Below are 25,845 nucleotides of genomic sequence, written 5' to 3' on the forward strand. Positions count from 1 at the left end.
CCTAGGTATTCCAGGCCCTTGCTGGGGCTTGGGGCTGCGGCTCCGTGTATAGCGGGGTGTTACCCTCCCGGAGCCTAGCATGGATTCCCAAGGCTATGTCCTCAATATTTTGCTCTTCTACAACAACCAAGTATGAATCATCGCTTGCTGGTAGTGCTGCTGTAGCCTTAAGCCCGAGCTGCTCGGGGCTGGCTTTGACACCGGCTAGGAGGAGCAAGGTCGCCCTGGCAGCCTCTACCACTCTGGTTTTGGAGGAGCAGAACGGCCGCGAGCCTAGCTCCTGTACCACAACAGTCTTCCCGCCTAGCACCTCGACCCTCGCTATCTCGCAGTACTCTTCGCCGCTAGGCGCCGGCCGCCCAATAATAGCCGGTACTATGCCTACTGCTCCCCCGCCACCCACAGGCGTGACATGCGTAGCTTGACCCGTAAAGCCCATGTATACGAGTTTAACCTCCATAACCATGTTTCTGCCAGCCTTAGGCGTGAGCCTTAGTAAGCCAAGTCTAGCCAGGAGGACTGCCTGGCCCACACCTATCGCTCTAAGAGGCTCGGCACCAGGCTGGGGAGGCTCAACCGGGTATATGCCGGGTGGCTCTCTCAACACTCTAACCTCTCTCGCTCCCAGCAAGTTGCCGAGCACTAGGCCGGTGAGCACCTCTCCCGCCCAGCCAAGCATCATTATCCGGCCCGTGGAGCTTCCAGCCACGCCACCAGCTACGACGGGCACGACACCATGCTCGAGTAGTATGCTTATCTTTGCCTTCACGGACGCACTCGAAGCCGCGTAGTCCGGATCTGCGTTGAGGGGCTTACCTACAGCGATTATTCCGGCTTCCCTGCCGCTAAGCCATACAGCCTCGATACCCCTGCTTCGCAGTGCTGCCGCTGTAAGGGCTGCTGAGAGTTTTGACCCGTAGGAGAGGAGTAGGGCTGCTGCTTGCTCCCAGGACTCGCCGGCAACAGCCATGGTCCAGGCGATACGGGCCATGTCGTCGGAGAGACGAGAGTACTCGCCGCGGAGTATCTCTAGCTCCCTCTCACTAGTAACAGCGCCACGAGCCATCGAGGCATACCTCGACATGACTGTTTTGACTATGCGCTCCCAGCTGTAACGGTGAGGTGAAATAGTAAACCTCCACAACTCCTCCTCAACATTGTACGCCGGACCGGCTACCAGCACCAGGCTATACTTATCCATAAGACCTTCAACAGTGTTTACTAGCGATATGAGTCGTGAAGAGTCCCGGAGAACCGAGGGCGTCACAACAACTACCAACGGCTCACCATGCAACCAGGCCGGCCCCGGATAGGGTAGAAGGCTGGGAGGGGGTCAAGAGGTGCTATGTGCCTCCTCCCTCGCCACCCCTCCCGTCTTGGAGTGGCGTAGCAAACCTTGCAACACGCTTATGAACTTAGGTGGATCTATTGATATTACGCCCAGAGCCTCCGCAAACCTCCTCACACCCTCGTCATTGCTCACAAGGACTCCCCTAACCTCCAGTGCTAGGAGCACAGCGTCTAGATCCTCAACACTGTCCAGCATACCATGCCTTGTTGCCTCGCGGTAGCGCTCCCGTAGCCCCCGAATTATCGCGCCAAGCTTCTCTCTCCTAGCCTCCCTACTCGCCGTCTCTGCCGCATAGAGGCCACCGGCTTCGAAGGCTCTACGCACGTGCTCCTCTGCTACACGAAGCCCCCTTGCCAGCCTAGCACGAACCTCCTCCACGTAGTCCCTCACTATGCTTGCTGGTATCCTTATTTCATGCCTCGTTGGGGGCTTAATGGTTATCCATGCAGCTAGGGCCTCGAATGACTGTACTGTGACTCCATTGGAGAGGAGGAAACGGCGAGCCTCCTCGTACACCGTTGGCGGCATGTATACCTCCACGCCATAGGCTATCCTTACCGACGCTATGAGCTCAGCAAACCTTCTCACAGCTTCGTCCAAGCTTCCACTCCCGAGGAGGCTTCTCAGCCTTGTATCGGTTAGCGCGCTCGTATCCAGCACATAGACCCTCAGCAGCCGCTGCAGCCTAGCCTCAGCCATGGCTGTCACCTCTAGCCCGCATCCTCGCCTCCCTGCTGTATGCCTTGTAGCCTAGCCTACTCTAACTGTGTCTACGTCGCTACATGCGAAGGGTTTTATACTAATCAGCTCTGGGGCCTACACTGCATAGGGGCTAGCTTGGCTGAGAAATGCCGGCTCCCCGTAGCGCTCATAGCTGTAACGAGCTTCTTATCAATCCTCATACTATTCCTCCTCATAGCCAGTGACTTGGCCATCCTAGATCTCGTTGTAACCTATCTCGTCGCGGCAAGCCTAGCTAGCGGGATAGCCACATATCTTCTTGCTAGGAGGCTCGCAGCCACAGTGTATAGGGCTGCCGAGCTGCTACGACAGAACCTGGAGCAGCAAGCCTGTGTTGAGCCGAGGGTCCTCACAAGCTACGCATTGCTCCTCCACTCTGCAGCTGGCTTCGAGCAGGTAGGAGCTATGTGGCCCCTCGTAACTGCATCAGCCGGGATAGCCGGCATATACATTCTCGTCACATCATACTACCTTCTATGGAGAAGCATAGCTGCCTTCAGAGAGGCCTGCAACGCAGATAACATGGCAAGCTATCCGAGTGTCGCAGCTATCGCTGCCGCCCTGCTTGCAAGCCTCGGACTAGCTGGCGTGTTACTAGCACCACTCTATAGTAGGGCTTGCCGCCTACTCGATAGCTGCGGGGTACAGCATGACGGACAAATGCAAGATGAAGCAAATACTAGTACTCCTAGCATTAATAGCATACCTTTACGGCCTAGCTAACCCCCACCTATACATGTACGTCGTACGGGCTAGCCTCGCACTACTCGCCATTACGGCCACCTACATCCTCCTCTCCTACATCTCAACCAGCTGCAGAGAGCCCAAGGCGCCGCCCAGGGGAAAGGCTGAGAGAAATTAAGGAGACATCTGTGGGCTAGTCTACCGGCGACAGACCAGTATCTAGCACTTTGCGCAGTTGTATCCACGTATCCTTTATCTTCCTCATCCTGGCCCGGAGGCCCTCATCCTCCCTAGACGTTGAAACCACAACTATATCAACACCAAGCTCGGCCATGTAGCTTGTAAACTCTTCTAGCTCAACCTCATCGGCGAATACCAGTTCGAACTCCTCATAGAGCATATCACCCATTGCAACCTTCCTTATAGACTCCAGCGCTGGCTCTGTGGCTGCTCTGCCAAACTCTAGAGCAAGCTTCTCGAGCTGGGCATCGCCAAACCCCTCCTCATAGGCTCTAAAGAGTTCTCTTAGCAGCCTCGAGAAGAGGAAGGAGCGACCCTCCTCCATGAAGAATCTCATCCCATACCTTACATCGCCTATGTTTACCGCCGAGGTGGTGTATTTTAGCGGTGGCACCCTGTACTCGGGATCCTTAGCGACTACGCCCTCACGCCCCTCCCTATCGAGTTCTGCAACTATCTGCTTAAACATCTCAACATCATTCTTGTCTATTACTCCGAGGAGCCGAACATGCTTTAACCCGTACTTTTCCAGCAGCTCGTTACGCTCAAGCGGCGGCAACGGCTTCAACTCATGAAATAGGTCGAAGACGAAGTAGTCGAAGCGTGGAGCCTCCGGGTAGAAGTACCTCGTGTAGGGGTTTTCGAGGCCTACAACCTCGCCGGCAATAGTGTAGGTTTCAGGGTCTATCTCGCGGAACAGCTCCCTAACCCTGCCACCGATTAGTCTCTCGAGCCTCGCCGTAGTGTAGGGGCATATGAAGCCGCCCCGCGTTACAGCTAGGAGCTTTCTGTGGAACATTACGAGCCTCACATTATACCCGTTCATCTTCTCCTCAACAACAACTTTATCGATGAAGTGTCTTGGCAGGGCAATTGTTGGGAGAACCATTCTCTGAATCGGCGGATAGCCAGGCACCAGCCTAGCACCATTACGCTCAAGAAGCACTACCGTACCTTCTGGGTGGCCTGCAATCTCTCGCCGAAGCAGCGCGTATACGACATCCCTATAGCCCCTAAACCTGATGGTACCATGCCTCGCAAGCGTCTCAACCCTCTCCACGTCAAGCCCTAGCTTCTCAGCCACAAGATTAACCATCCACGGCTCTGGGTTCTTGATCCAAGTCAACTCCAAATCACCTCTGGCGATCTAGAATTGTGTTTAAACCCACGGATGTCGGCGTTAACAACTGCGTGGAAGCCGAAGGATTGGGAGTCTACCATTACGGGTCGATAGCTCGCTGCTCTTGCTAAAAACAATGAGCGCTACTGGCACTAAGTACCCGCTTGTGCCTCTTCTTTCTCTAGGACTACTGCTGTGCCGTAGCTGAGTAGGAGCACCCATTCACCTCCCACACCTGCTACACGCTGCACTTCAATGCGTGTGCCGAGTACAGCATTTGCGCCCTTTCGCTCGGCCTCGCTTCTAAGCCTTTCTATAATAGCCGATAGCTCTGCCTCTAGACCTGCTACTGTCAGGCTGACCGGCCTCGAAGCATAGACAAGTCCCTTGATCTCCTTAACCCGATAGCCCTTTGGCGGAGCGTCAACGGTTAATATTATGGCGCGCACCATTCCCGCACCACCTCGGTTACCCTTTGCTGTAGACTGTAAACCCGTAGGTATTACTGTTAATGACATGCTATAATTGTTTTCGGTTCGACCACACCGCTGCCACCAGGCCACTTAGCCGTGGCGCACTCGATCTAACAGAGTACTCGGTATCGTCGCGGGCCTAGCCTGCCCAGCAGTGCCTCGTAATCTTTTTCTACGCATAACAGTTACTATCTCGACGATGAGCCCCCTTACGGCATATACTACTGCTACATCGTTATGTCCAAGTGCTAGATGTACGTCGCGCAAACGGTCGTAGACCAGCTGCACCGGCGCCTCCAGGGCTTCAACGACTTCCCTAGTACTTATGCCACGTTCTGCCATCCTCTTTCTAGCGTGGGCTGTGAATACCAGCCTATACAGCTTCGCAGATAGGCTATACCCGGTGCAGCTAGATGTCTGCCCCGAGGCGGCGTAGCTCTTCAAGCTTCACCCTTCCCTCGGCATCAAGGCCCCTAGCCCTATAGTATTCGGCGAGCATCTCCTCTACAAGCTGGCGCGGAGCCGGGGCTTTGCCATCGGCTGACTGTTCTAGGAGGCGGGCCGGTATCCTATCGTAGCTGGCCGCTCTGCCAAAGACATTGCGCTCAATGTAGTGGGCCAATAGTGTTATGAGCCTTGCCTTTTCCCTGACTAGTTTAACATTGTAGTCTAGGCCTGTTACGACTGCCAGTGCTTGGGAGGCCTCTTCAAAGTGTACAACGTCCCTGGAGAACTTACACATCGTTATGCTGTCAAAGAGGCTCATTCTGTCCTCCCACTCGACTATAGCCATTATCTTCTCCTTGCTGAGACTCCTCGAATCGCCTGCTAGACCGCGTATATCGATAATGTATGCCATGTGGCGTAGGTGGCAGGCTCCACGAGGCGAAGTAGCGTATGCTATGTACATCCCCCAGAGGCCCCTGGGATCATAGCCTGGCGGCTCTAGCCCCCTTACATGAACTGCTAGCTCTTCGAGGCCAAGCTTCTCTGCTATAGCCTTCACACCCTCAGCGAGTATTTTGCCCACACCGCGCCGGTACGCTATGTCCTCTACAAGCTTGGCAAGCACCTCTACATCAGGTTTTCCACTAGGTATGTCTAGGCCTAGTTTCTCTCTAGCTGCAAGGGCTAGACCGAGCACATTGCCCAAGCTTATCGTATCAATACCAAGCTTGTCAGCAAGGTCGTTTAGATAGGCTATCGCATTTGGTTCATCTAGCTCTAGGAGGGAGCCTAGAGCGTATGTTGTCTCGTACTCTAGCCCCTCAACCCTACCACTCCTACCGTTAAGCCTGTACCTGGCATCCCTACCACAGGCTATGGGGCACGAGATGCAAGCCAGCCTTCCCCTCACCACTTCGCTATTAATTTTCTCGGCTGTCAGACCCTCGAAGCGTGTTCGCGTCCAGTACCCTGTTGGGAGGAAACCCAATGCATTACCAATGTCAAGCATTGCCATGGTACCATATCTTCTGAGTACTATTCCCTTCTCAGAGAGCTTCTTGACAAGGCTCCTAGCTAGATCCTTAACCCCCTCCTCATCCGCCACGGGAACACTCTTCTCCTCAGCTATGGCAATTACTGCCTTTAGCTTCTTCGAACCAAATACTGCTCCGAGGCCAGTCCTGCCAGCCTGGCCGCCTCTGCCTATACCGAGCCTAGGCGAGCCGTGAGTTACTACAGCGTAGCGTACGAGGTTCTCGCCCGCTGGACCGATAACTATTGCCCGCGCCGTAGAAACCCCATACATCTTTACCAGCTCTTCTTCAGCATCGTAGGCGTCGAGGCCCCATAGCTGGCTTGCATCCTCCACCCTACAGCCCTCACGCTCTAGGACTATGTACGCTGGCTTCTCGGACGCACCCAGAATTACGAGGGCATCGTAGCCTGCCCACTTGAAGAAGGAGGGCCATGAACCTCCCATACTTGATTCGCCGTAGCCACCAGTAAGGGGACTCTTAAACACGAAATGTACACGGCTATTCATAGGTATAGCTGTCCCAGTGACTGGACCGACAGCAGCTACGACAACATTACCTGGAGATAGCGGATCTCCTGTACCTGGAGCATAGTCAAGAAAGAGCCTTGCCGCAAGGCCGCGGCCCCCAATATACGTCTCGAGGAGACGACTGTTCAGTTGCTCCACATGGCAGGTTCCACGTGAAAGGTCTACCCGGGCTAGCCTCCCAGTCCAGCCATACAAGCTACGAGCCCTCATCCCGCTACCCCTCCATTTATAGCGTCCTATAGCACCTAGGGTGTCGGAAGTAGTGTTTCTAGCATTGTAACCAGCCTTACCGCAATGCTTAACGAGCTGTAGGCAAATATCAACAGCGATGCTACGGTTATAGCTGTGTTTGCGACCGTGCTGCTCGACCTTAGCCTGGCTAAACGCAGCCTTCTAGAGGTGAGCGGGTACATGAAGGCTACACCCCTAACCGTGAACATGTCTAGTAGGATGTGGCCCAGGTAGCCCGCAGCTAGCCCGACAATCACTGGCTCAGTATGCCCAAACGGGCTAAGAATAGTATATGCCGTTAGGGCGAGCACTAGGAAGACATTAACATTATGCAGTGCCATCCTGTGGCGGAAGTACAAATCCAAATCTGGGAGTACGGAGGAGACTATGGCCGCCACGATAGCCACCACATACTCGTAGACAGTGTAGCTGAGCAAGACTGCAGCTGTCGAGGCAAGAGCAAGGCTAAACGCTACATGGGTCTGCTTCTGCACACCCGCTAAACCCCGCAGAAAAACTAATGTTAACCCCCTTAAATGCTCGCCAACTTCGCTAGAACCCTGGTGCTGTGCTTGGCTCTCGCACCCCAACAGCTGGAAGAGGCTAGGTCTGCAACACGTCTAGAAGTTAGAGAGGAGGAGCCTACAGGCTATGTCCTGGTAACCGGGTCTAGCAGGGGCATAGGAAGGGCTATAGCTCTACGCTTCGCCTCCGAGGGCTATGCAGTCGCTATAACCTACAAGTCTGACCAACAGAAAGCACTAGAGACTGCTGAGAGGGCACGTCGACTAGGTGCAGCTGACGTCGTAGTACTAAAGATGGATGTCACTAGCCCGGAAAGCGTCCAGGAGGCATATCGTGTACTCGAGTCCAGGTGGCCACACCTAAACGTGCTCATAAACAATGCTGGTATACTACACGTTGGAGGCATTGAGGAGACAAGCCTGGAGGACTGGGAGAGAGTTATCAAGGTAAACCTCACCGGTGTGTTCATAGTAACCAAGACCTTCCTACCAATGTTGCGCCGAGCTCCATGGGCAAGCATAGTGAACCTCGCAAGCATAGCAGGGCAGACCGGCAACATAGTAGCCTCAGCGGCATATGCTGCTTCAAAGGCTGGTGTTATAGGGCTCACGCGGAGGCTGGCAGTGGAACTAGCACCCTACGGCATAAGAGTGAACGCTGTCGCGCCAAGCTTTGTTGAAACCGACATGGTGCGCAGCTTCATAGATACGCCCGAGAAGCGCAAAAGGATTGAGGAGCTACATCCACTCCGCATGATAATACAACCGGAGGATGTAGCTGAGGCTGTTTACTTCCTTGCAACGCCGGCATCGCGAGCAATAACAGGCCAGGTTCTCGGGGTAAACGCTGGCAGGCTAACATGCTAGAGGATGAGAGTACCCGGGAGAGGAAAAGGGAAGATCGATGTTAGGCTTTTTCACCGCTAGCCCTCAAAGGCCTACTGTTTCTTCTCTGCTTCTCAGCACATCTACCAAGGCTTCCAGCCAGCTGTAGGAGTATACCTAGCCCCTTGGCGACATAGGGGTCCTTGAGAACTCTTAGGAGGCTTGGCACACCCTTAACCGGCTCGGCCTTCCCGATATCTTCTGGCGAGATCGCATTTACGAGGCAAACCGTCAGCATCTCAACTGCTGGCTTGGCCTTTCACGGATCAACATTCTTCAAGCCCGTGAGGGCTTGTCTCAAGGAACCTCATATTCCTAGTCCATACGAACTCGCTATCCTTCAGAGGCCCCGGCGGTTCTACTGGTGATGTAACTATTAGCAGGTCATACTTCATCGTTTCACTATCCCTGAAGTATATTGGTCTTCGTATTAGGGTCAACCCTCTCTAGCTGCTTGCCCAGGTGGTACTCAATATCGCCCATCTCCTCGTGGATTCTGTACCAAGTTCTTGCAACGCCAAAGAGGCTGTCCATCGCAACCTCCATTGGAAGGCCATGTACCAGCTTAACTCTAGCCTTTACACCACACCCCCTAGCATGGAATACTACGCGGCTAGGGATCTCAAATTGGTATCCTGGACAGTGATTTGGAAACTCTGGGGCTAGCACTACTATGTCGCCGCCCTTAAACTCTGCAAGCGCCTTTCTAAGTCCGAGTGCGCCCTCAAGCGTAAAATTGTGGCAACCTGCCTCACGTAACCCCGGATAGCGATCCCATGCATAGCCTGTACCGAGCATATGAAGAGGTAGTCATAGTAAATATCTTGGCATAAGCTGTCTCAACAATCCTATTGGCCGGGTCAACTTTTGCAACCTTGTCGAGCACGAGTTTAGCTCTATACAGTTCAGCAATGTTTCTGACCGGCGCCCTAACGTCATCGGGCTCCGCTTCTCCGAACGATACATCTGGAAAGAAATGCAAGGAAAGGGAAGTAGTGATACTCGCTGCTTGTTATGAGCATGTTTTTCAACATCCAGCCAGAACGCTGGGGCCTACACACTTATCCTCCGCAATGCAACAAGCGAACATGGGCCTCCACCAAGGTAAACCATCTTCTTGGCTAACTAAGCTACCTCGTTTGAACCTAGGCTGCCGGTTCTCGCGCCGCTCCACAAATTATTGTGTTTAATTCATTGGCGATATTTCTATGCGTCTTCAGCATAATGGGCTAAACTATATAAGGTTATGTAGCTGGGTCCAAAGCCTCACTCCTAGAAGCCGAGATAATGGCCAAGAAAATCCGATGGAAGAGGGAAACAATCGGCAAACCCCGCCTTACATCATAGCTCTAAGAGGGTTCAGCCCCCGTAGGCTCTTTATGCCTCCTCATCCGCCCTCGGTTTTGGCTTGTTCCCCGCTCTTATCCTCTGCTTTGCCAGCTTCGGTTTCTGTCTGCTTCTTCTCGCCTTCCCCAGCTATTCTTATGTGCTCCGAGAATTCTAGCTCGCTTACCGCGTTTGCAAGGTACTTCCTAATCTCGCCCACTACAAGTCTCTTTGCAGCCTGCATATCGGCTATCTGGAGTATCTTCTCGTTAAACATTATCTTTGCATACTTCTTTTTGGCGTCATAGTCCACCTTTACGTCCTCCTCGCCTATTATTGGTGGCAGCCTCCGGAGTACTAAGTGGAGCAGCTTCTCGCCCACATCCTCAATCAGCTTAATCAGCTTGACCCGTGCTAGTATGGTCTTGCCCGCGAGGGGGTGGTTGAAGTCTACGACTACTCTGCCGCCGGTAACGCTCCTTATGACTGCTAGCATGCCGTTTATCTCGACTATCTTGCCTGGCTCGGGGACTACGCCACTGCGTATGAAAACGTTGCGAGGCATTATCTTTATGTTTTCTGGCTTTCTCTCGCCAAACGCCTCACTGGGCGGTATCTCGACCTCCTTCTCCTCGCCGGGAGATAGCTCCTTTATCGTCTTCTCCAGGCCCGGTATGAGTCTACCCTCACCTATGATTACTAGGCGTGGACCATACCTCTCCTTTGGATCGTAGACACCTGCTTTCCTAGCCTCCTCTTCGCTCGTCGTGTCTATTACCTCACCTGTCTCCTTTACGCGGAGCGTGTATTCTACAAGTACGAATGCGCCATCGGGTAGCGCCACTGCCTGCTACACCCCGCTTCTTAGGTACCATCCAGCGTCAACTATGTTTTGGATATATATCCTATTGTTGTACTTGACTAGCCTGCCCCAACCCAGTGGCTCCATACGCTTGTTTAGTACCAGGTAGGTGTCGTACTTGTTGCAGCTCCCTGTGTATTCTGCGATAGCCTCTATGGATGACTGAAACACGTCGCGGCCATAGAGGAAGAGTTTTTCAGCATGCTCCGTAACAATCACGTATCCCGCCCTGTACCACCCAGCTTCCCGCCGTAGGAGCTGGGCTAGGCCGAGTAGGGGTATCAGCCTCCTCCTCCGAATCCTGGCTATATGTACGCCTGCTGTGAATGGCTCCACAGAGACGCTGCTGTCGAGGTACCTGTAGAGTTCGCCTAGGAGAGCGTAGACATCCACAATACCGCTGCTGTGTTTGCATAGGAGGCTGTAGTGCTTTAGGACGTCTACTCCTACAATACACTCTACAAGCCCTCTAAGTAGGTCTCGTATCTCACTACTGCACATTCCTAGCTTTTTCTCTTCACCAACCTGCATATTGTAAATCCCTCAGTCCCGTGTATGTGGGGGTAGAAGCGGCGGCACCTTGATACACGTCTGTCTAATTTTAGGCCAGCGTAGCTCTGCTTACCGGGTAACCCAGCCTTTATCGGTGGTTCCTCGAGATCCAGACTGCTGTACTCCTCAAGGATCCTTGTGACGACGTATTCATTTTCCTCAACCGATATGCTACAGGTTGCATATACGAGTACGCCATTGTCGGCTAGTGCCTCTATACCTGCTTTTAGGAGTTGGAGTTGGAGTTCCACCCTAGAGGCTATATCGTTGAAGCTTCTCGGCCAACGCCCCCGTTGGAATGCTAATAGACCCTCGCCGCTACAAGGCGCGTCGAGTAGTATTGCGTCGAAGCGTCCTAGTTGTGGTAGACGGCGAGCATCCATGTTTAGCGCAACTATGTTGAAGACTGCTAGCCTACTAGCATTGTTTTTGAGTGCGAGGAGCTTTCTCCGGTTTATATCTAGTGCTACAATGTGTGCTTGTGGGCTATGCTGGGCTATCTGCGTAGTCTTTACACCTGCCCCGGCACACATGTCAGCTATCCTACCCTTCCCTGGAGGATCCAGCGCTGGGACTACCATCATCGATGCTGGCCCTTGAACCGTGTAGAGGCCAAGCATGTATTCGTGGGTTGCACCAATGGGTATTGGTTCTTCGAGGACTACGAGACCGTAGTCTATGTATGGATGTCTTCTCAGCCTAAATCCCTTTGCTTCCAGCCTCTCGGACACCTCTTCCGGATCTGCGAGCAGAGTGTTAACCCTTATGGTTTTCATTACCTTGTCCTCGCCTGTTGACAGGAGCCTCTCGACCTCCGAGACCGTGTCAAACAGCTCTAGATATCTGACCACCTGGTCTCTGTGGAGACGCACACTATGATACTTCTCCACTAGGCTTTGAGCTAGGTCTCCGTACTTCTCCTCCAGCCGGTGAAATGCCTCCTTGAGTTCTCTCAGAGCTGCAGCTATATTCATGGCTTTCCTCTCCGTGCTGCCAGGCCTAGCCGCAATATGCTTAGCCTGTCTGGCAGCGTGTCCAGCGAATCCGGGTGAGCGGGTTCTATGGTTTATCGCGGCCTCTTTGTTGGCAGGTTTCAGCCGCTACACTGGGGGCACATCGAGGTTATTCGCTGGGCTCTCGAGAGGGTTGACGAGCTTATAATAGCTATTGGCTCTGCACAAGAGAGCCACACGGTTAAGAACCCATTTACTGCTGGAGAAAGGATCGAAATGGTTAGGCTTGGATTACGGGATGCCGGCATAAGTGCCGACAAGGTCTACATAGTACCGATTCTTGATATAGAGATGAATCATGTGTGGCCACGCTATGTTGAACTCATGGTGCCTAGGTTCAGCGTTGTTGTTGCTAGGAACCCGCTTGTTGTGAGGCTCTTCGAGGAATACGGTTACAAGGTGCTCGAGCCTCCAGCGTTTAGCCGGAGCGAGTATAGTGCAACACACATCCGCGAACTCATGCTAAGAGGGGATAATTCGTGGCGCAACCTTGTACCACCCTCGGTTGCAAGATTTATAGACGAGATTAAGGGTGTTGATAGGCTCAGGGCTATAGCATCACACGACTAGCATAGGGAGGGCTTGGACCTTGATAGTTATTGATGGCAGTATCGGTGAGGGTGGAGGCCAGATTCTACGGACAACACTGGCTCTGGCAGCACTGCTCGGGAAACCGGTTAGGATAGTCAATATTCGCGCTAAGAGGCCAAGGCCTGGGCTACAGAGACAGCATCTTACCTCTGTTAAGGCTGTTGCAGAGTTAGCATCTGCCAGGGTTGAGGGCTTAGAGCTTGGATCTACTACGCTTGTATTCATCCCTCGCGGTCTCCGGAGCGGCAGGTTTTACTTCAACATTGGCACTGCTGGCAGCATTACACTTGTCCTACAAGCTCTCCTCCCGGTTACAGCGTTTGCTCCAGGCCCGGTTGAGGTGGAAATTGTAGGTGGTACCGATGTGCCGTGGAGTCCTCCAATCGACTATGTACGGTTTGTACTCAGAAAGCTACTAGCAATGTTCGGCTTCGAGTTTGAGATCATTGTTAAGCGTAGGGGACACTATCCTAGGGGTGGTGGTAGAGTAGTTCTACGGGTGACACAGCCCCCTCACGTGTTGAAGCCTGTAAAGCTCGAGGAACGAGGCAAGGTGCTGCGTGTTGAAGGCTTATCTCATGCTGTCAGGCTTCCACGCCATGTTGCTGAGAGGCAGGCTAGGAGCGCAGAAGCTGTACTACGCTCAAAACTTCCAGGAGTACCCATATCCATTGATCTTGAATGGTATGAGCCTAGCCGCGACCCACACCTAGGGCCTGGAAGCGGTGTCGTAGTCTGGGCTGTTGCTGAGCACAGCGTACTTGGCAGTGACTCACTCGGCGCTAAGGGTAAGCCTGCAGAGGCTGTTGGTAGGGAGGCTGCCGAGAAACTACTAGAGGATCTCGCCACGGGCACCGCTCTTGACCGCCATGCTTCCGACATGCTGATACCGTATGCAGCGCTTGCTTGTGGAGAATCAATACTTGGTGGTGCAAGGCTGACAATGCACGCCTGGACTAACATCGAGGTTGTTAAGATGCTCGTGCCGGGAGCTGAGATGGAGTTTATTGAAGGTGGCAAGCTGAATGAGAAGTTTAAGCTGAGGGTGAAGGGTATCTGCTACAAGCCTAGCTCCTAGGCTCTGCTCCAGGGAAGAGCCAAGGCGTTTTACGCTTCAAACACTCAATAACCACATCTAGCAGCTCGCCTACACCTTGCCCATGCAGTGCAGATATCGGTATCGGCTTGTTGACACACCGCACGGACTGGTTTACATCACGTAGTAGCGATGAGGCCATCTCTATAGCTTTCTCCACTTCCTCTCTAGCTGACGCATCAACCTTATTTACGGCTATAATTAGACCTGCCTCCCGGGGCTTCACTATACCCTCATATATACTGCGTAGTAGCCTCTCTTGGTTTTCAAGGCTTTGCACCTTCTCGGGTGAAGGATCAAGGAGAACAAGTACTATGTCTGGAAGTGTTTTGAGCGCCGCAAGTGCCTTCCTCTCGATCTCGTTGTGTAGCTCGAGAGGCCTCTCGAGGATTCCAGGCGTATCAACAACGTAGAAAACCATGCCCTGGTGGCGAGCCTTACCAACTATAATGCTCTTCGTAGTAAAGGGGTATGATGCTATCTCGGGTTCAGCTGTTGATATCCTGCGCACCAGTGTCGACTTACCTGCACTAGGTATTCCAGCAACAACTACCACAGGCAAACCCTCGGCGACGACATGTGTTTTTAGAAGCTCTCTACGCACCCTTTCTACCAGTTCTAGGTGTTTCCGCAACCTCCTAACAACTGATAGTATTCTGCCGCTACCCTCCTTACGTAGTCTCGCCGCCTCAACTGCAGACTCTGCTGAGGCTATTAGGAGCCTGTACTCTGCCCAGAAGTTCTTGACCAGCTTTAGTGCTCTACGTATTCTGCGTAGCGCCTCGTCGTACTCTCTGCCAACAAAGCTCTCTACGAGTACCCGGTGAAACTCACTCATCTCCCTAGTCGTGGGTAGCTTTGCTGCAGCCTGGAGCCTGCTGTAAGCCACGTTGAATACTACTTCGAGCCTCTTGATCTCAAACTCTATCTTGCCAGGTAGCCCCGGCTTACTCCGGCGAATTCGTCGATATCTCTCGCCAACTATCCTAACTATCTCATCAGCTGTGTATACGTGCACCTCACGCAGCCTTCTCACAGTCTCAACTATCTTCTGGGCCTCTAGCTGCCTAGCCAACCAGGGTAGCTCCCTAGCCTCCATACTCCCCTCTAGGGGCAGCTGCAGCCACACCCTCTTAACCAGTTAGGCTAGCGGCTATACTCATTGAGGCTAATGCCTCAGATAGCGATGGCTGACCCATACACTTGCGAACCCGCCTAGCAAGGCTACGCACCCGAGCCCTACTCACCCCATACCTTTCAGCAACTATCGATAGGAGGGGGTACTCGCCACGCATAAAGCTGAGGGCAAGCTCGACAACAACTCCACGCTCGGGTTCGGGTAGGCTACGCATGACATCCTCTAGACATTTATTGCTAGCTATAACGCTAAGTGCATGCCTATCACCGGCTGCTGCCTCCCTAACACGCTCCACACTCCTGCTACCAAGCAGCTTAGCTAGCTTCTCATAGAGCTTTAGGCCTGCAAACTCATAACGTACCACGTTAGCCTCAGTAATCGTGTACCTCTTCTCAACAGGCAAGCTACCAGCATGACTTACTATGAGGGGTGGACCTGGAGACTCGTAGGATACTATGAGATCGTCAAGAACCGCTCCACAAGCTGCACATACGAGTTGGCCTCGTGCACTCTCGACTATTAACTTACTCGAGCCACAGTACGGACATTTTTCGAGCCTAATCAGCGGATAATACAACACCAAGATTGCCACACCATGACTGCTGCTTTACACCCCTTATACTTGTATTGGAGTGGATGCCGCATCCACAATGGCTGTGGCCCAGCCGAAACTATTAGAGTTGGAGGATGGAAGAAGGAGGCCCTACCCGCAACACGCATAGTTATAGATAATAGTTATAACCCATACCCTAGCACAGACTGATATGGTGGCAGTGATGAGCTATGAGTATGGTACGGGTGCTACTGCAGTAGGAATACGCGGCGCCGGCTACGTCGTACTAGCTGCCGAGAAGAGAGTTAGCTATGGAGGCTTCATAATCAGCAAGACGGCACGAAAGGTCTACAAGATAACAGATTACCTAGGCCTTGCGCTCGCTGGCCTTTTCGCCGACCTACAAGCAATAAGTAAGATACTACGCGCTGAAATAGAATACTACAACATCGTGACAGGGCGTAGGATATCGGTAAGAGCTGTTGCAAGACTACTAGCAACAATACTCTACTCGTACAAGTACTATCCATTCCTCTCTGAGACGCTAGTTGGCGGCCTTGAAGCTGATGGTACAGCAAAGCTCTACGTAATGGACCCCTTAGGCTCGCTTATTGAGGACGACTACGCAGCCATAGGCTCCGGAGCACCCATAGCTATAGGTATACTCGAAAACGGATATAGTAAGGACATGAGTGTTGATGATGCCAAGAAGCTTGCAATAGCAGCTGTACGAGCAGCGATAGAGAGGGACGCCATGTCTGGCGACGGGATAGACCTGCTAGTGATACGCAGGGAGGAGGACAGCATAAAGGCCGAAGAGGAGTCCATAACAATCTAGACAGCCTCTGGGGCGGCTGTTTTTGACATACAGCTCGGTTGCAAAGCTCATAGAGCTACAGAAGAGGCTCTCCAGGAGGATAGTCTCAAGCCTAAAACCCATGGATACAGCAAGCATAAGAAGAATAGTCGGCCTAGATGCCGCGTACTCCAAGCGGTACGGTGGAGTTGCAATAGCAGCCCTTACAACCCGCGACGGCCAGCTACTCACATACTCGGTTGCACTAGGAGAGCCACCACTGCAATACATACCCGGCCTACTAGCCTTTCGAGAAGCCCCACTCTTCTACACAGCGCTACGCCTACTGGACAGTAATTATGATCTAGTAGTTGTTGACGGCCACGGCATCTCGCACCCCCGCAGAGCTGGCATAGCATCACACATAGGTATAGCTATAGCAAAGCCCTCCATAGGTGTTGCAAAAAAGAAGCTTTACGGCCACGAGCAGATAGTAAGCGAGGACTGTAAACCACCCTGCATAGCCGGGTACGTGGTAGATGAAGATACCGGAGAGAAGCTTGCAGCAATAGTTAGGACTGGAAGGAGCAAAAAGAGCCGCCTATACGTAAGCCCAGGAGCCTACACAGACCTAGACTCTGCTACTACTATAGTACTTGAACTCCTAGAGGCTAGGAAGACACCACTACCCGCACCCACATATCATGCTGACCGCATATCAAAGACTATAGCACGACAGCTGGACAGCGGCGAGCTAAGCCCGAGAAGCCTTAAGAAAAGACACCGCACATTACTAGACTACATCTAAGCATAAGCTATGTGCAAAAGCAATCAGTGTACTCCTCAGCCTATCACACCTGTGACTCGTGCAAGCCTCTCAGCTGCTTCCCACGTGAGGCCAGATTCTCCGAGAATAGTGTATCGTTCAGGCCTAATCCTATGCGCCATGGTCAACGCCTTTACTATGACCTCGTCACTTAGCCCCAGCTCCTTCGCTGTAACCGGCAGTCCAAGCCTCCTAATGGTCCTCCTAACATGCCTCCAATCACCACCATGCAGGTACATCATCATAATAGTGCCGAGCGCAACCTCCTCACCATGCAGTGCTTTACCGGGGGCAATCAAGTCAAGTGCATGTGCAAAGAGGTGCTCAGAACCGCTAGCAGGCCTCGTAGATCCTGCGATACACATTGCAACACCACTACTCACAAGGCCCTCAACAAGCACTCTAACAGCCTCCTTAACACCACGTCCAATCTGGCTAGCATACTCTATCACATGCTTGGCCGATAGGAGGGCAAGCTTAGCAGCATACTCACCATAATACTCCCCCTTGAGCTTATGTGCCAGCCTCCAATCCCTTATAGCTGTGAGCTTAGCTATGAGGTCGCCTGCACCAGCTCTAATAAGCCGAATCGGAGCCGAAGCAATAATGTCTATATCAGCAATAATAGCTGCAGGAGTTACAGTTCTCACCGAGTGAGGCTTATCGAGGCCCTTAAGAGAGGTGAATGGTGAGGCAATACCGTCATGTGATGGACTAGTTGGGACACTAATCATTCTAACGCCGAGCCTATAAGCAACATACTTAGCAAGATCTATCGATTTACCGCCACCAAATCCAACTACAAGCGAAGGTGAATAAGCCTTCACATCCTCCAGCAGCTTCTCTGCATATTCTACCGAGGCATTACGCGCCTCAAAGAAGCTATATTCGACAAATCCTTCAACAATGCTCCTAAAACGTTCACCGTACAACCTCCATACATTAGGGCCGGAAATAACAGCTATAGAGCTGTTCCTCCCTGCAAACTCTTCGAGAACCTCTCGGAGTGCATCTATAGCACCGCTACCAACAACAATCTTCTGCGGAAGCTCTATGCGGTGAAGCATAACTTACACAGCACCTAGCTCTGAAACGCTCTGTAGAAGCCAGGAAAATAAACTCTATTTAGGCTTCCCGCATTGTAAGCCCCGCATACCGGGTAGCAAGACTTGCTACATCATCCCGGTACAGGCCAGCTGAGAGCACTGAAGGGCACAACAACTGTTGGCATAGTATTCCGCGACTTTGTGGTACTCGCAGCAGACCGCAGGGCAACCGCAGGTTACTTCGTAGCACACAAGAGGACCAAGAAAATAATCAAGATAACAGACTACATGGCAATGACTACTGCTGGTCTCGTAGCAGATGCGCAAATGCTGGCTGAATGGCTGGCAAACCACACACACTACTATGAGATAGTCAACAAGAGGAGGATGAGCATCCACGCAGCCGCCCAGTACCTATCAATAATACTACATTCTGCAAAGTTCTACCCATACATAGTACAGCTACTCCTTGGAGGCTACGATACACAGCCAAGACTATACAACATAGACTGGTTCGGCAGTGTAACAGAGGAAAAGTACGTCGCTACGGGCTCCGGCTCGCCAACAGCTATAGGCGTCATAGAAGATCAGTACAGCCCTAACCTGAGTATGGAGGAGGCTGTAGAACTCGCAAAAAGAGCCGTAGCATCCTCCATAAGGCGCGACACCTTCACCGGCAACGGTGTGGACGTCGTAGTCATAGGCAAGGACTTCTACCGCGAATACTCCTTCGAGCTAAAAGACATACTGAAAACCAAGTAGGACTAAACCTAGGTAGTATGGATATGGCATAAGTTTCTAGGATAAAGCCATAGCCATATTTCTGGCCACATTTGCCGAAAACCTAATAACACCCCAAATGGCCGAGGCCTCGGCTGGAAGAAGCCCGAAGTCACTCCACCTTTTCGCACAGCCCAAAATGGAGGTGTAGCATACACATTCAAGCAGATGCTGTGCCTCCAATAGGCAGTTTAAGCAAAACACTTCACCCAACTTGCCTCAACGAGTAGGAGGTGTAACAGCCATTGTATAAGCGTAATGAGTTGAAGAAGATAGCATTGACAATAATGGAGCAACTTACACCCAAGTACATACAAGTTTCGAGAATAGAGTTTGAAGGACCCGAAATAGCAATCTATGTCAGAAACCCGAAGGCGCTAGCAGAGCATCCCGAGGTTGCAAAGGAGATAGCTAAGAAGCTAAAGAAGAGGATAGTAATAAGGACAGATCCCTCTGTCCGGAGGAGCGAGAAGGAGACAATAGAGGTTATCAAGAACCTTGTTCCGCCCGAAGCCGGCATAAAGGAGATAAAGTTTGATCACGTACTCGGTGAGGTCATAATTAAGGCTGAAAAGGTTGGTCTAGTATATGGCAAGGGCCAATCAATATATAATAAAGTACTCGCCGAGACAGGCTGGCGCATGAACGTTGTAAGAATACCGCCAGTAGACCCTAAAGATTTAAGCACACTCAACAAAATCATAGATTACATGTTGTCCCAGAGTAGCTATCGTCTAGAGTTTCTCCGCAGCAGCGGCGAGAGAATACACCGTGGTGTAATCTTCGAAAACCGCTATGTAAGGATAACAGCTCTTGGTGGCTTCATGGAGGTGGGCCGCTCAGCAATACTCATAGAGACCAGCGAGAGCAAGATCCTCCTGGACGTTGGCATAAACCCGAGTGGCATCGGCTACAACCTATACCCCCGTCTGGACATAGACCAACTCAACCTCGAGGAACTAGATGCCGTTGTGGTTACACACGCGCATCTAGACCACATAGGCCTCGTACCTTACCTGTTCAAGTATGGTTACCGGGGTCCTGTCTACGCGACAAAGCCCACCCGAGACCTAATGGTTCTACTACTCCTAGACCTTCTCGACATAATGCAGCGTAGCGGCCAGAAGCCGCCCTACACGCAACAAGAAGTTAAGAAGATGATACTACACACCATACCCCTCGACTACGGCGAGGTCACCGACATAGCTCCAGATATGAAGCTAACCTTCTACAATGCAGGCCACATACTAGGCTCAGCAATAGCACACATCCACATAGGCGAAGGCCTACACAACATAGTCTATACAGGCGACTTCAAGTTTGGCCGCACAAGACTCCTAGATAAAGCCCATACAGAGTTCCCGAGAGTCGAGACACTCATCATGGAGAGTACTTATGGCGACCGCGACCAGCCACGCAGGGATGAGGCAGAACTAGAACTCATAAGCGTTATAAGTAAAACCATAGCTCGTAGGGGCAAGGTGCTAATCCCAGTCATGGCTGTTGGAAGGGCACAAGAAATACTCTTAGTGCTCGTTGATGCTCTTAGGAAGAAATTGTTACCACCAGAAACAAAGATCTACATTGACGGCAGCATAAAGGAGGTAACAGCTATCCACCTAACCTACCCAGAACTCCTCTCAGCACAAGTTAGGGCAAGGATACTGCGCGGCGAAAATCCGTTCGACCACGAGAACATAGTACGGGTGGAAGGTAGACAGATGAGGGAAGACATAGCAAAGAGCGACGAGCCTGGAGTAATACTGGCAACAGCAGGTATGCTGACTGGTGGCCCCTCGGTAGAGTACTTGCGCCTATTAGCACCAGATCCACGTAACGTACTGGTATTTGTTAGCTACCAGGCTAAGGGTACGCTGGGTAGGCGTATACTTGACGGCGAACGCGAAATAACAATGGTTGACGAGGAGGGCAAGCCACAGCTCGTGAGAATACAGATGGAGGTAAAGTCTATAGATGGGTTCTCTGGCCACTCAGACCGCCGTCAGCTCCTAGCATTCCTGGCCAATATGAAGCCTAAGCCAAAGAACATAATACTGAACCATGGCGAACCTCAGTCAATCCACGCGCTTGCAGAGACTATTAGGCGTAGAGCCCGCCATCTAGGTCTTCCCGAAGACATCAGAGTCTACACACCAACGATACTTGACACCCTCCATATTGCCGGTGTAGCCTAGTACTCATAGCCTCTCAGCTATTTTCCAGTACCTGTCACCCACGTAGTGGAGCCTTCTCGAAACCCTGCCCTTCTCCATACCAGGAATATCCTTGCTAGAGATTAGAGCCTCATGTACAGCTAGGGGTAACCTACGGCTAGGCTCCACAATAACCACAATGTCGCCTGGCGAAAACTCCCCCACGACCTCGACAATACCCGGCCTCATGAGGTCTGCACCTCTAGAAATCGGCTTGACAGCACCCTCATCCACTACTATGTATGGGAGCCAGCTATAGCCGCGGCGCAGCAGGTATAGCAGGTGTGGCACAAACCTCTCACCAGCCTCTATGAATGCTGGGAGACTATCAACAATATACATCTCAACATCATCCTCTACGAGCTTCTCTATCCTAGCATCGCGTAGCTCGCCCACGCTTAGTCCTGGATAAGTCTCTGCAAGCTTCTCAAGTAGACGCTTCTTATCCCTCTTTGATAGCTGCCATCGCCTCAACAACCATCAACCCGGTATGAGGGGCTAGGAGAATCTCCTATAAAGCCCCTGGGGGATAGGGCCTCGCGGGGTGCGCGGAATGGCTGAGACAACACACCGTATACTCGGCGACAGTATTGGGAGTATAGTCCTCGTAAAGCTCAAGGGTGCAAACGAAGTTCGCGGAAGACTGAAGAGCTACGATCAGCACCTTAACCTGGTCCTCGAGGATGCCGAAGAGATATACGAGGATGGCCGCACAAGAAAGCTCGGCACAATAGTTATTCGCGGCGACACAGTGCTCCTCATATCGCCAGCACAAATCCAGAGCTAAGTAGAGCACAAGAGATATACGCTAACAAGCACACCGGGCTGGAGGGGGGAATACTCCTTGGGTAAGGGTACACCATCCTTCGGCAAGATGAACAAAAACTATACCCATATACGTTGCCCGCGTTGCGGCCGCCACGCATACAATGTTGCCAAGGGCTATTGTGCTGCATGCGGCTATGGTAGGAGTAGGAGGCTACGCCGCTACTCCTGGATGAACAAGAAGGTAAACCGTATACGCATAAGGTAGCCCTCCCTTATACACTGACACCGTACTTATTTAGGGGGCTCAGTACATGGCCCGGCAGAAGAAGAAGTTCAACATTCTAGAGCATGAACTCGTACCCAAGCACGAGGTTGTACCACCAGAGGAGGCAGCACGCATTATCCGAGAGCTTGGCGTACGTCCAGAGCAGCTCCCCTGGCTACGGGCTACAGACCCCGTAGCCAGGGCTATCGGTGCAAAGCCTGGGGACATTGTCCGCATTTACCGTAAAAGCCCGACAGCGGGTGAGGTAGTAGTCTACCGCTACGTTGTCGGCTACTAGGAATGAGGGGGTGAGGAAGGGTTGAGCCAGCAACAGTTTCCAACAATGGACGACCGCTGGCTTGTAATGAAGGCGTTTATAGAAGAGTATGGTCTGGTTAAGCAACATATAGATTCCTATAACAGATTCATAGAGAAGGAGCTGAAGGAAATAGTTAAGGAGTTCGGCACCATTTCAACGCCAAGGAGAGAGTACGAGGTAAGAATAGTTGATGTAGAGCTTGGTGAGCCTATAGTCATAGAGAGCGATGGTAGCGAGCACCCGGTAACACCCATGGAGTGCAGGATTAGGGATCTCACCTATGCTGCGCCGATAAAGGCTAAGGTAGTAATAGTAGAGAACGGCATCGAGCGCGAGGCTGAAGAAATTATCCTCGGTTTCCTACCCGTAATGCTTCGCTCAAAGGCTGACCCACTGGCCCGCTGCATGTACGAAGGCAAATCCTGGAAGGAGTGCGAGCAGAAGCTCATAGAGGCTGGCGAGGATCCGCGCGACCCCGGCGGCTACTTCATCATCAATGGATCGGAACGTGTGATAGTGATACAGGAGGATCAGGCTCTCAACAGGATACTCGTGGGCAAGGCTAGAGCTGGCACAGCGAGCGCCCTCTACACGGCCAAGGTCATATCAGCTCATGCTGGCGTACGATACCAAGTTATACTAGACTACCATAAGGATGGAACTCTACATGTTTCGATGAGTAGAGCTCTCAGTAAGATACCCTTCGTAATACTGATGCGGGCTCTCGGCCTAGAAAGCGACCGTGATATCGTTCTCGCTGTTAGCCCTGACCCGCAGATACAGCAAATGCTAATACCATCCCTGGAGCAAGCTAGGGCCATAAACACTGTTGAGGACGCTCTGGACTACGTGGGTAGCAGGTTCCGCGAAGGCCTCGCCAAGCCACGTGAGCAGCGTATCCGTGTTGCAGAGAGGATACTAGACACAATACTATTCCCACACATCGGCACAAGCCCGAAGGATAGGATTAGGAAAGCCCTATTCCTCGGACAGATGGCGGCCAAACTGTTAGAGTACGTTGCTGGCCGCAGAAAGGAGGACGACAAGGACCATTATGCAAACAAGCGTGTACTACTGGCAGGCGACCTCATAGCAATGGTGTTTAGAATCGCGATGAGGGCACTAGCCTACGACATAAGACAGCAGCTAGAGAAGCTACGCGCAAGAGGCCGTCACATAAGTCTCCGGATGATCATACGTTCAGACATAATTACAAACAGGCTACGCGAAGCACTAGCCACCGGCAACTGGCCAGGGCAGAGGACCGGTGTAAGCCAGATACTCGACCGTACCAACTGGCTATCAATGCTCAGCCACCTACGTAGAGTAGTCTCCCAGCTCAGCAGGACACAGCCACACTTCGAGGCACGCGACGTGCACGGCACACAGTGGGGCCGGATATGCCCATTCGAGACACCCGAAGGCCCCAACTGTGGCCTAGTAAAGAACCTTGCTCTCATGGCTTATGTGTCCGCCGGAGTCGACGACAAGGATGTTGAGAAGCTCCTCTACAGCATGGGCGTCAGGGATGCCGTGGAACTCTTCGAGGAGGTACGCAAACAAGGATACTACCCGCCAGAATACATCAAGTGGAGCAAGGTGTTCCTCAACGGCAGACTGATAGGCTACCACCCAGACGGGGAGAAGCTTGCAGAGGAGCTTAGGAAGCTGAGAAGGAGCGGCAAGCTACACTACGAGGTTAGTGTCTCCGTCTACAGAACTGAAACCATCAACGAGGTCTACATAAACACCGATCCAGGCAGGATAATGAGGCCGGTATTCGTAGTCGAGAGCGGCAAGCTCCTCTACAGACCAGAGCACGCAGAAAAGCTCAGGAAGGGAGAGTGGAGGTTTAGCGACCTGGTGCGCAACGGTATCGTAGAGTTCCTCGACGCCGAGGAGGAGGAGAACACCTACATAGCCCTTAACCCTGAAGACTTAACGCCAGAGCATACCCACATGGAGATATGGCCCGCGGGTATCTTCGGCGTAACAGCGAGTACAATACCCTACGCTGAGCATAACCAGTCGCCACGCAACACCTACCAGGCTGCAATGGCTAAGCAGGCCCTTGGCCTCTACGCTGCAAACTTCCAGATACGTGTTGATACGCGCTCACACCTACTACACTACCCCGAGAAGCCGCTAGTGCAGACTAGGGCACTCGAGCTAATGGGCTACAACGATCGGCCTGCCGGTCAGAACATGGTTGTCGCTGTAATGTCGTTTACCGGCTACAATATCGAGGACGCAGTAATAATGAATAAGTCTTCGATAGATCGCGGCCTCGCACGCTCAACGTTCTTCAGGCTATACGCCACGGAGGAGAGGAGGTATCCTGGCGGCTTAAGCGACAAGATCGAGATACCGGAGGCAAACGTTGAGGGCTCTAAGCCGCCGGAAATGTACAAGAAGCTCGACGCTGATGGCATTATAAGCCCAGAGGTCGAGGTTAAGGGCGGCGAGGTGCTGATAGGCAAGACGAGCCCACCGAGATTCATGGAGGAGTACCGCGAGTTCGGCACTGTGACCGTGAGAAAGAGAGATACTTCAGTAACGATGAGGCACGGCGAGAAGGGTGTAGTAGATACTGTCATAATAACGGAGAATATTGAGGGCTATAAACTGGTAAAGGTTAGGGTGAGGGACCAGCGCATCCCAGAGCTAGGTGACAAGTTCGCCTCGAGACACGGGCAGAAGGGCGTAATCGGCATGCTAATACCACAGTACGACATGCCATTCACGGAGGACGGTATAACACCAGACCTAATAATCAACCCACATGCATTCCCATCTCGTATGACCCTTGGCCAACTATTCGAGACTATAGCGGGCAAATACGCCGCCATTTACGCGAGATTCGTTGACGGCACTCCATTCGCCAAGGAGTCGATCGAAAACCTCCGCATAGAGCTGCTGAAAACAGGCTATGCGCCCGACGGCACCGAGATAATGTATGACGGACGTACAGGCGAGATGATAAGGACACCTATACTGATAGGCCTTGTGTACTACCAGAAGCTGCACCACATGGTTGCAGACAAGATACATGCAAGGGCACGCGGCCCAGTCCAGGTGTTGACGAGACAGCCCACTGAGGGTCGTGCAAGAGAGGGAGGTCTACGCTTTGGCGAGATGGAGCGCGACTGCCTCGTAGGCCATGGCGCAGCTATGCTGCTAAGGGAGCGTATGCTGGAGAGCAGCGACCGCTACGTGCTATACGTGTGCGAACTGTGTGGCCACATAGCATGGTTTGACCGCAACAAACGCGGATACATATGCCCAGTTCACGGCGATAAGGGCAAGATAGCGGCTGTGATCGTACCCTACGCGTTCAAGCTGCTACTTCAGGAGCTTATGAGCATGTGTATCATGCCCAGGCTCAAACTCGCATCAAAGCACGAGTGGAAGCCGTGAACAACCCCTCTCAAGGTGAGAGAT

Annotated in this window: 29 protein-coding genes; 12 read left to right on the forward strand and 17 right to left on the reverse strand. The window is 52.3% G+C overall.

Features of this window, described 5'->3' with window-relative positions:
• Position 1: 1 nt before the first annotated feature.
• Both HBUT_RS08100 and HBUT_RS08105 read right to left on the reverse strand, forming a co-directional pair.
• On the reverse strand, positions 2-1,279 hold the full coding sequence (locus HBUT_RS08100) for an amino acid kinase family protein (protein ID WP_048061586.1): 1,278 nt from the start codon (positions 1,277-1,279) through the stop codon (positions 2-4).
• A 54-nt stretch (positions 1,280-1,333) separates the two neighbouring features.
• On the reverse strand, positions 1,334-2,050 hold the full coding sequence (locus HBUT_RS08105; protein WP_011822687.1) for an RNA ligase partner protein: 717 nt from the start codon (positions 2,048-2,050) through the stop codon (positions 1,334-1,336).
• Between the two features lie 138 nt (positions 2,051-2,188).
• Between HBUT_RS08105 and HBUT_RS08110 the strand changes: the two genes are divergently transcribed.
• Complete coding sequence (locus HBUT_RS08110) at positions 2,189-2,815, forward strand: hypothetical protein (protein WP_011822688.1); 627 nt, start codon at positions 2,189-2,191, stop codon at positions 2,813-2,815.
• 154 nt (positions 2,816-2,969) lie between these two features.
• Here the strand turns inward: HBUT_RS08110 and HBUT_RS08115 are convergent, their stop codons facing one another.
• The 5 genes from HBUT_RS08115 to HBUT_RS08135 all read right to left on the reverse strand — a co-directional run bounded on the left by HBUT_RS08115 (position 2,970) and on the right by HBUT_RS08135 (position 7,345).
• Positions 2,970-4,142: an RNA ligase gene (locus HBUT_RS08115; RefSeq protein ID WP_011822689.1), complete on the reverse strand. Its 1,173-nt coding sequence runs from the start codon at positions 4,140-4,142 to the stop codon at positions 2,970-2,972.
• Positions 4,143-4,288: 146 nt separating this feature from the next.
• Positions 4,289-4,588: a heavy metal-binding domain-containing protein gene (locus HBUT_RS08120; RefSeq protein ID WP_011822690.1), complete on the reverse strand. Its 300-nt coding sequence runs from the start codon at positions 4,586-4,588 to the stop codon at positions 4,289-4,291.
• A gap of 111 nt (positions 4,589-4,699) precedes the next feature.
• The gene (locus HBUT_RS08125; RefSeq protein ID WP_011822691.1) at positions 4,700-5,053 is read right to left on the reverse strand and encodes a DUF4258 domain-containing protein; all 354 of its coding nucleotides are present in this window, start codon (positions 5,051-5,053) and stop codon (positions 4,700-4,702) included.
• Positions 5,019-6,830 (reverse strand): aldehyde ferredoxin oxidoreductase family protein, encoded by a 1,812-nt coding sequence (locus HBUT_RS08130; RefSeq protein WP_011822692.1) that lies wholly within the window; start codon positions 6,828-6,830, stop codon positions 5,019-5,021. The genes HBUT_RS08125 and HBUT_RS08130 overlap by 35 nt, the downstream gene beginning before the upstream one ends.
• A gap of 35 nt (positions 6,831-6,865) precedes the next feature.
• Entirely contained in the window at positions 6,866-7,345 is a 480-nt protein-coding gene (locus HBUT_RS08135) for a metal-dependent hydrolase (RefSeq protein ID WP_011822693.1), read from the reverse strand.
• 69 nt (positions 7,346-7,414) lie between these two features.
• On the opposite strand from HBUT_RS08135, the gene HBUT_RS08140 reads away from it, so the two are divergent.
• A complete protein-coding gene (locus HBUT_RS08140; RefSeq protein WP_420804938.1) occupies positions 7,415-8,242 on the forward strand; it encodes an SDR family NAD(P)-dependent oxidoreductase in 828 nt (275 codons plus the stop codon).
• A 40-nt stretch (positions 8,243-8,282) separates the two neighbouring features.
• Here HBUT_RS08140 and HBUT_RS08145 read toward each other — a convergent pair whose 3' ends face one another.
• The 6 genes from HBUT_RS08145 to HBUT_RS08165 all read right to left on the reverse strand — a co-directional run bounded on the left by HBUT_RS08145 (position 8,283) and on the right by HBUT_RS08165 (position 11,974).
• Positions 8,283-8,498, reverse strand: coding sequence for a DUF1641 domain-containing protein (locus HBUT_RS08145; protein ID WP_052287779.1), 216 nt, complete (start codon positions 8,496-8,498; stop codon positions 8,283-8,285).
• Between the two features lie 28 nt (positions 8,499-8,526).
• The gene (locus HBUT_RS09655) at positions 8,527-8,700 is read right to left on the reverse strand and encodes a hypothetical protein (protein ID WP_153801438.1); all 174 of its coding nucleotides are present in this window, start codon (positions 8,698-8,700) and stop codon (positions 8,527-8,529) included.
• Positions 8,663-9,058, reverse strand: a complete 396-nt coding sequence (locus tag HBUT_RS08150) for a hypothetical protein (RefSeq protein WP_011822695.1) — start codon at positions 9,056-9,058, stop codon at positions 8,663-8,665. The genes HBUT_RS09655 and HBUT_RS08150 overlap by 38 nt, the downstream gene beginning before the upstream one ends.
• A 589-nt stretch (positions 9,059-9,647) precedes the next feature.
• Complete coding sequence (locus HBUT_RS09105) at positions 9,648-10,430, reverse strand: FKBP-type peptidyl-prolyl cis-trans isomerase (RefSeq protein WP_011822696.1); 783 nt, start codon at positions 10,428-10,430, stop codon at positions 9,648-9,650.
• Between the two features lie 6 nt (positions 10,431-10,436).
• Positions 10,437-10,979: a PUA domain-containing protein gene (locus HBUT_RS09110; RefSeq protein WP_011822697.1), complete on the reverse strand. Its 543-nt coding sequence runs from the start codon at positions 10,977-10,979 to the stop codon at positions 10,437-10,439.
• The gene (locus HBUT_RS08165; RefSeq protein WP_011822698.1) at positions 10,952-11,974 is read right to left on the reverse strand and encodes an RsmB/NOP family class I SAM-dependent RNA methyltransferase; all 1,023 of its coding nucleotides are present in this window, start codon (positions 11,972-11,974) and stop codon (positions 10,952-10,954) included. Before HBUT_RS08165 ends, HBUT_RS09110 begins: the two co-directional genes overlap by 28 nt.
• A gap of 87 nt (positions 11,975-12,061) precedes the next feature.
• Between HBUT_RS08165 and HBUT_RS08170 the strand changes: the two genes are divergently transcribed.
• Both HBUT_RS08170 and rtcA read left to right on the forward strand, forming a co-directional pair.
• A complete protein-coding gene (locus HBUT_RS08170) occupies positions 12,062-12,583 on the forward strand; it encodes a nicotinamide-nucleotide adenylyltransferase (RefSeq protein ID WP_011822699.1) in 522 nt (173 codons plus the stop codon).
• A 19-nt stretch (positions 12,584-12,602) separates the two neighbouring features.
• Positions 12,603-13,682: an RNA 3'-terminal phosphate cyclase gene (gene rtcA / locus HBUT_RS08175; protein WP_011822700.1), complete on the forward strand. Its 1,080-nt coding sequence runs from the start codon at positions 12,603-12,605 to the stop codon at positions 13,680-13,682.
• On the opposite strand, the gene HBUT_RS08180 is transcribed toward rtcA, so the two are convergent.
• Complete coding sequence (locus tag HBUT_RS08180; RefSeq protein ID WP_194840479.1) at positions 13,672-14,775, reverse strand: NOG1 family protein; 1,104 nt, start codon at positions 14,773-14,775, stop codon at positions 13,672-13,674. The genes rtcA and HBUT_RS08180 overlap by 11 nt on opposite strands.
• 58 nt (positions 14,776-14,833) lie before the next feature.
• Positions 14,834-15,418: a TFIIB-type zinc ribbon-containing protein gene (locus HBUT_RS08185; protein ID WP_228546813.1), complete on the reverse strand. Its 585-nt coding sequence runs from the start codon at positions 15,416-15,418 to the stop codon at positions 14,834-14,836.
• A gap of 196 nt (positions 15,419-15,614) precedes the next feature.
• Between HBUT_RS08185 and psmB (HBUT_RS08190) the strand changes: the two genes are divergently transcribed.
• Positions 15,615-16,229 (forward strand): archaeal proteasome endopeptidase complex subunit beta, encoded by a 615-nt coding sequence (psmB, locus tag HBUT_RS08190; RefSeq protein WP_011822703.1) that lies wholly within the window; start codon positions 15,615-15,617, stop codon positions 16,227-16,229.
• A 22-nt stretch (positions 16,230-16,251) separates the two neighbouring features.
• Positions 16,252-16,995 carry an endonuclease V gene (locus HBUT_RS08195; protein WP_011822704.1) on the forward strand — a complete coding sequence of 248 codons (744 nt, stop codon included), beginning with the start codon at positions 16,252-16,254 and terminating at the stop codon, positions 16,993-16,995.
• Positions 16,996-17,030: 35 nt separating this feature from the next.
• Here the strand turns inward: HBUT_RS08195 and HBUT_RS08200 are convergent, their stop codons facing one another.
• Positions 17,031-18,080: an NAD(P)-dependent glycerol-1-phosphate dehydrogenase gene (locus HBUT_RS08200; protein ID WP_011822705.1), complete on the reverse strand. Its 1,050-nt coding sequence runs from the start codon at positions 18,078-18,080 to the stop codon at positions 17,031-17,033.
• A 102-nt stretch (positions 18,081-18,182) separates the two neighbouring features.
• Between HBUT_RS08200 and psmB (HBUT_RS08205) the strand changes: the two genes are divergently transcribed.
• A complete protein-coding gene (gene psmB / locus HBUT_RS08205; protein WP_011822706.1) occupies positions 18,183-18,821 on the forward strand; it encodes an archaeal proteasome endopeptidase complex subunit beta in 639 nt (212 codons plus the stop codon).
• Between the two features lie 263 nt (positions 18,822-19,084).
• The gene (locus HBUT_RS08210) at positions 19,085-21,034 is read left to right on the forward strand and encodes a beta-CASP ribonuclease aCPSF1 (protein ID WP_338034135.1); all 1,950 of its coding nucleotides are present in this window, start codon (positions 19,085-19,087) and stop codon (positions 21,032-21,034) included.
• Between the two features lie 3 nt (positions 21,035-21,037).
• Here HBUT_RS08210 and HBUT_RS08215 read toward each other — a convergent pair whose 3' ends face one another.
• Positions 21,038-21,526: a DUF1947 domain-containing protein gene (locus tag HBUT_RS08215; protein ID WP_011822708.1), complete on the reverse strand. Its 489-nt coding sequence runs from the start codon at positions 21,524-21,526 to the stop codon at positions 21,038-21,040.
• A gap of 79 nt (positions 21,527-21,605) precedes the next feature.
• On the opposite strand from HBUT_RS08215, the gene HBUT_RS08220 reads away from it, so the two are divergent.
• Genes HBUT_RS08220 through HBUT_RS08235 form a run of 4 tightly spaced genes read left to right on the forward strand, consistent with a single transcriptional unit; the run spans position 21,606 to position 25,821 of the window.
• Entirely contained in the window at positions 21,606-21,839 is a 234-nt protein-coding gene (locus tag HBUT_RS08220; protein WP_011822709.1) for an LSm family protein, read from the forward strand.
• Between the two features lie 57 nt (positions 21,840-21,896).
• Positions 21,897-22,085, forward strand: coding sequence for a 50S ribosomal protein L37e (locus HBUT_RS08225; RefSeq protein ID WP_011822710.1), 189 nt, complete (start codon positions 21,897-21,899; stop codon positions 22,083-22,085).
• 46 nt (positions 22,086-22,131) lie between these two features.
• Positions 22,132-22,383, forward strand: a complete 252-nt coding sequence (locus HBUT_RS08230; protein WP_011822711.1) for a DNA-directed RNA polymerase subunit H — start codon at positions 22,132-22,134, stop codon at positions 22,381-22,383.
• A gap of 45 nt (positions 22,384-22,428) precedes the next feature.
• Positions 22,429-25,821: a DNA-directed RNA polymerase subunit B gene (locus HBUT_RS08235; protein ID WP_048061910.1), complete on the forward strand. Its 3,393-nt coding sequence runs from the start codon at positions 22,429-22,431 to the stop codon at positions 25,819-25,821.
• Positions 25,822-25,845 lie beyond the last annotated feature (24 nt).

This window comes from Hyperthermus butylicus DSM 5456 (assembly GCF_000015145.1).
GTDB lineage: Archaea > Thermoproteota > Thermoprotei_A > Sulfolobales > Pyrodictiaceae > Hyperthermus > Hyperthermus butylicus.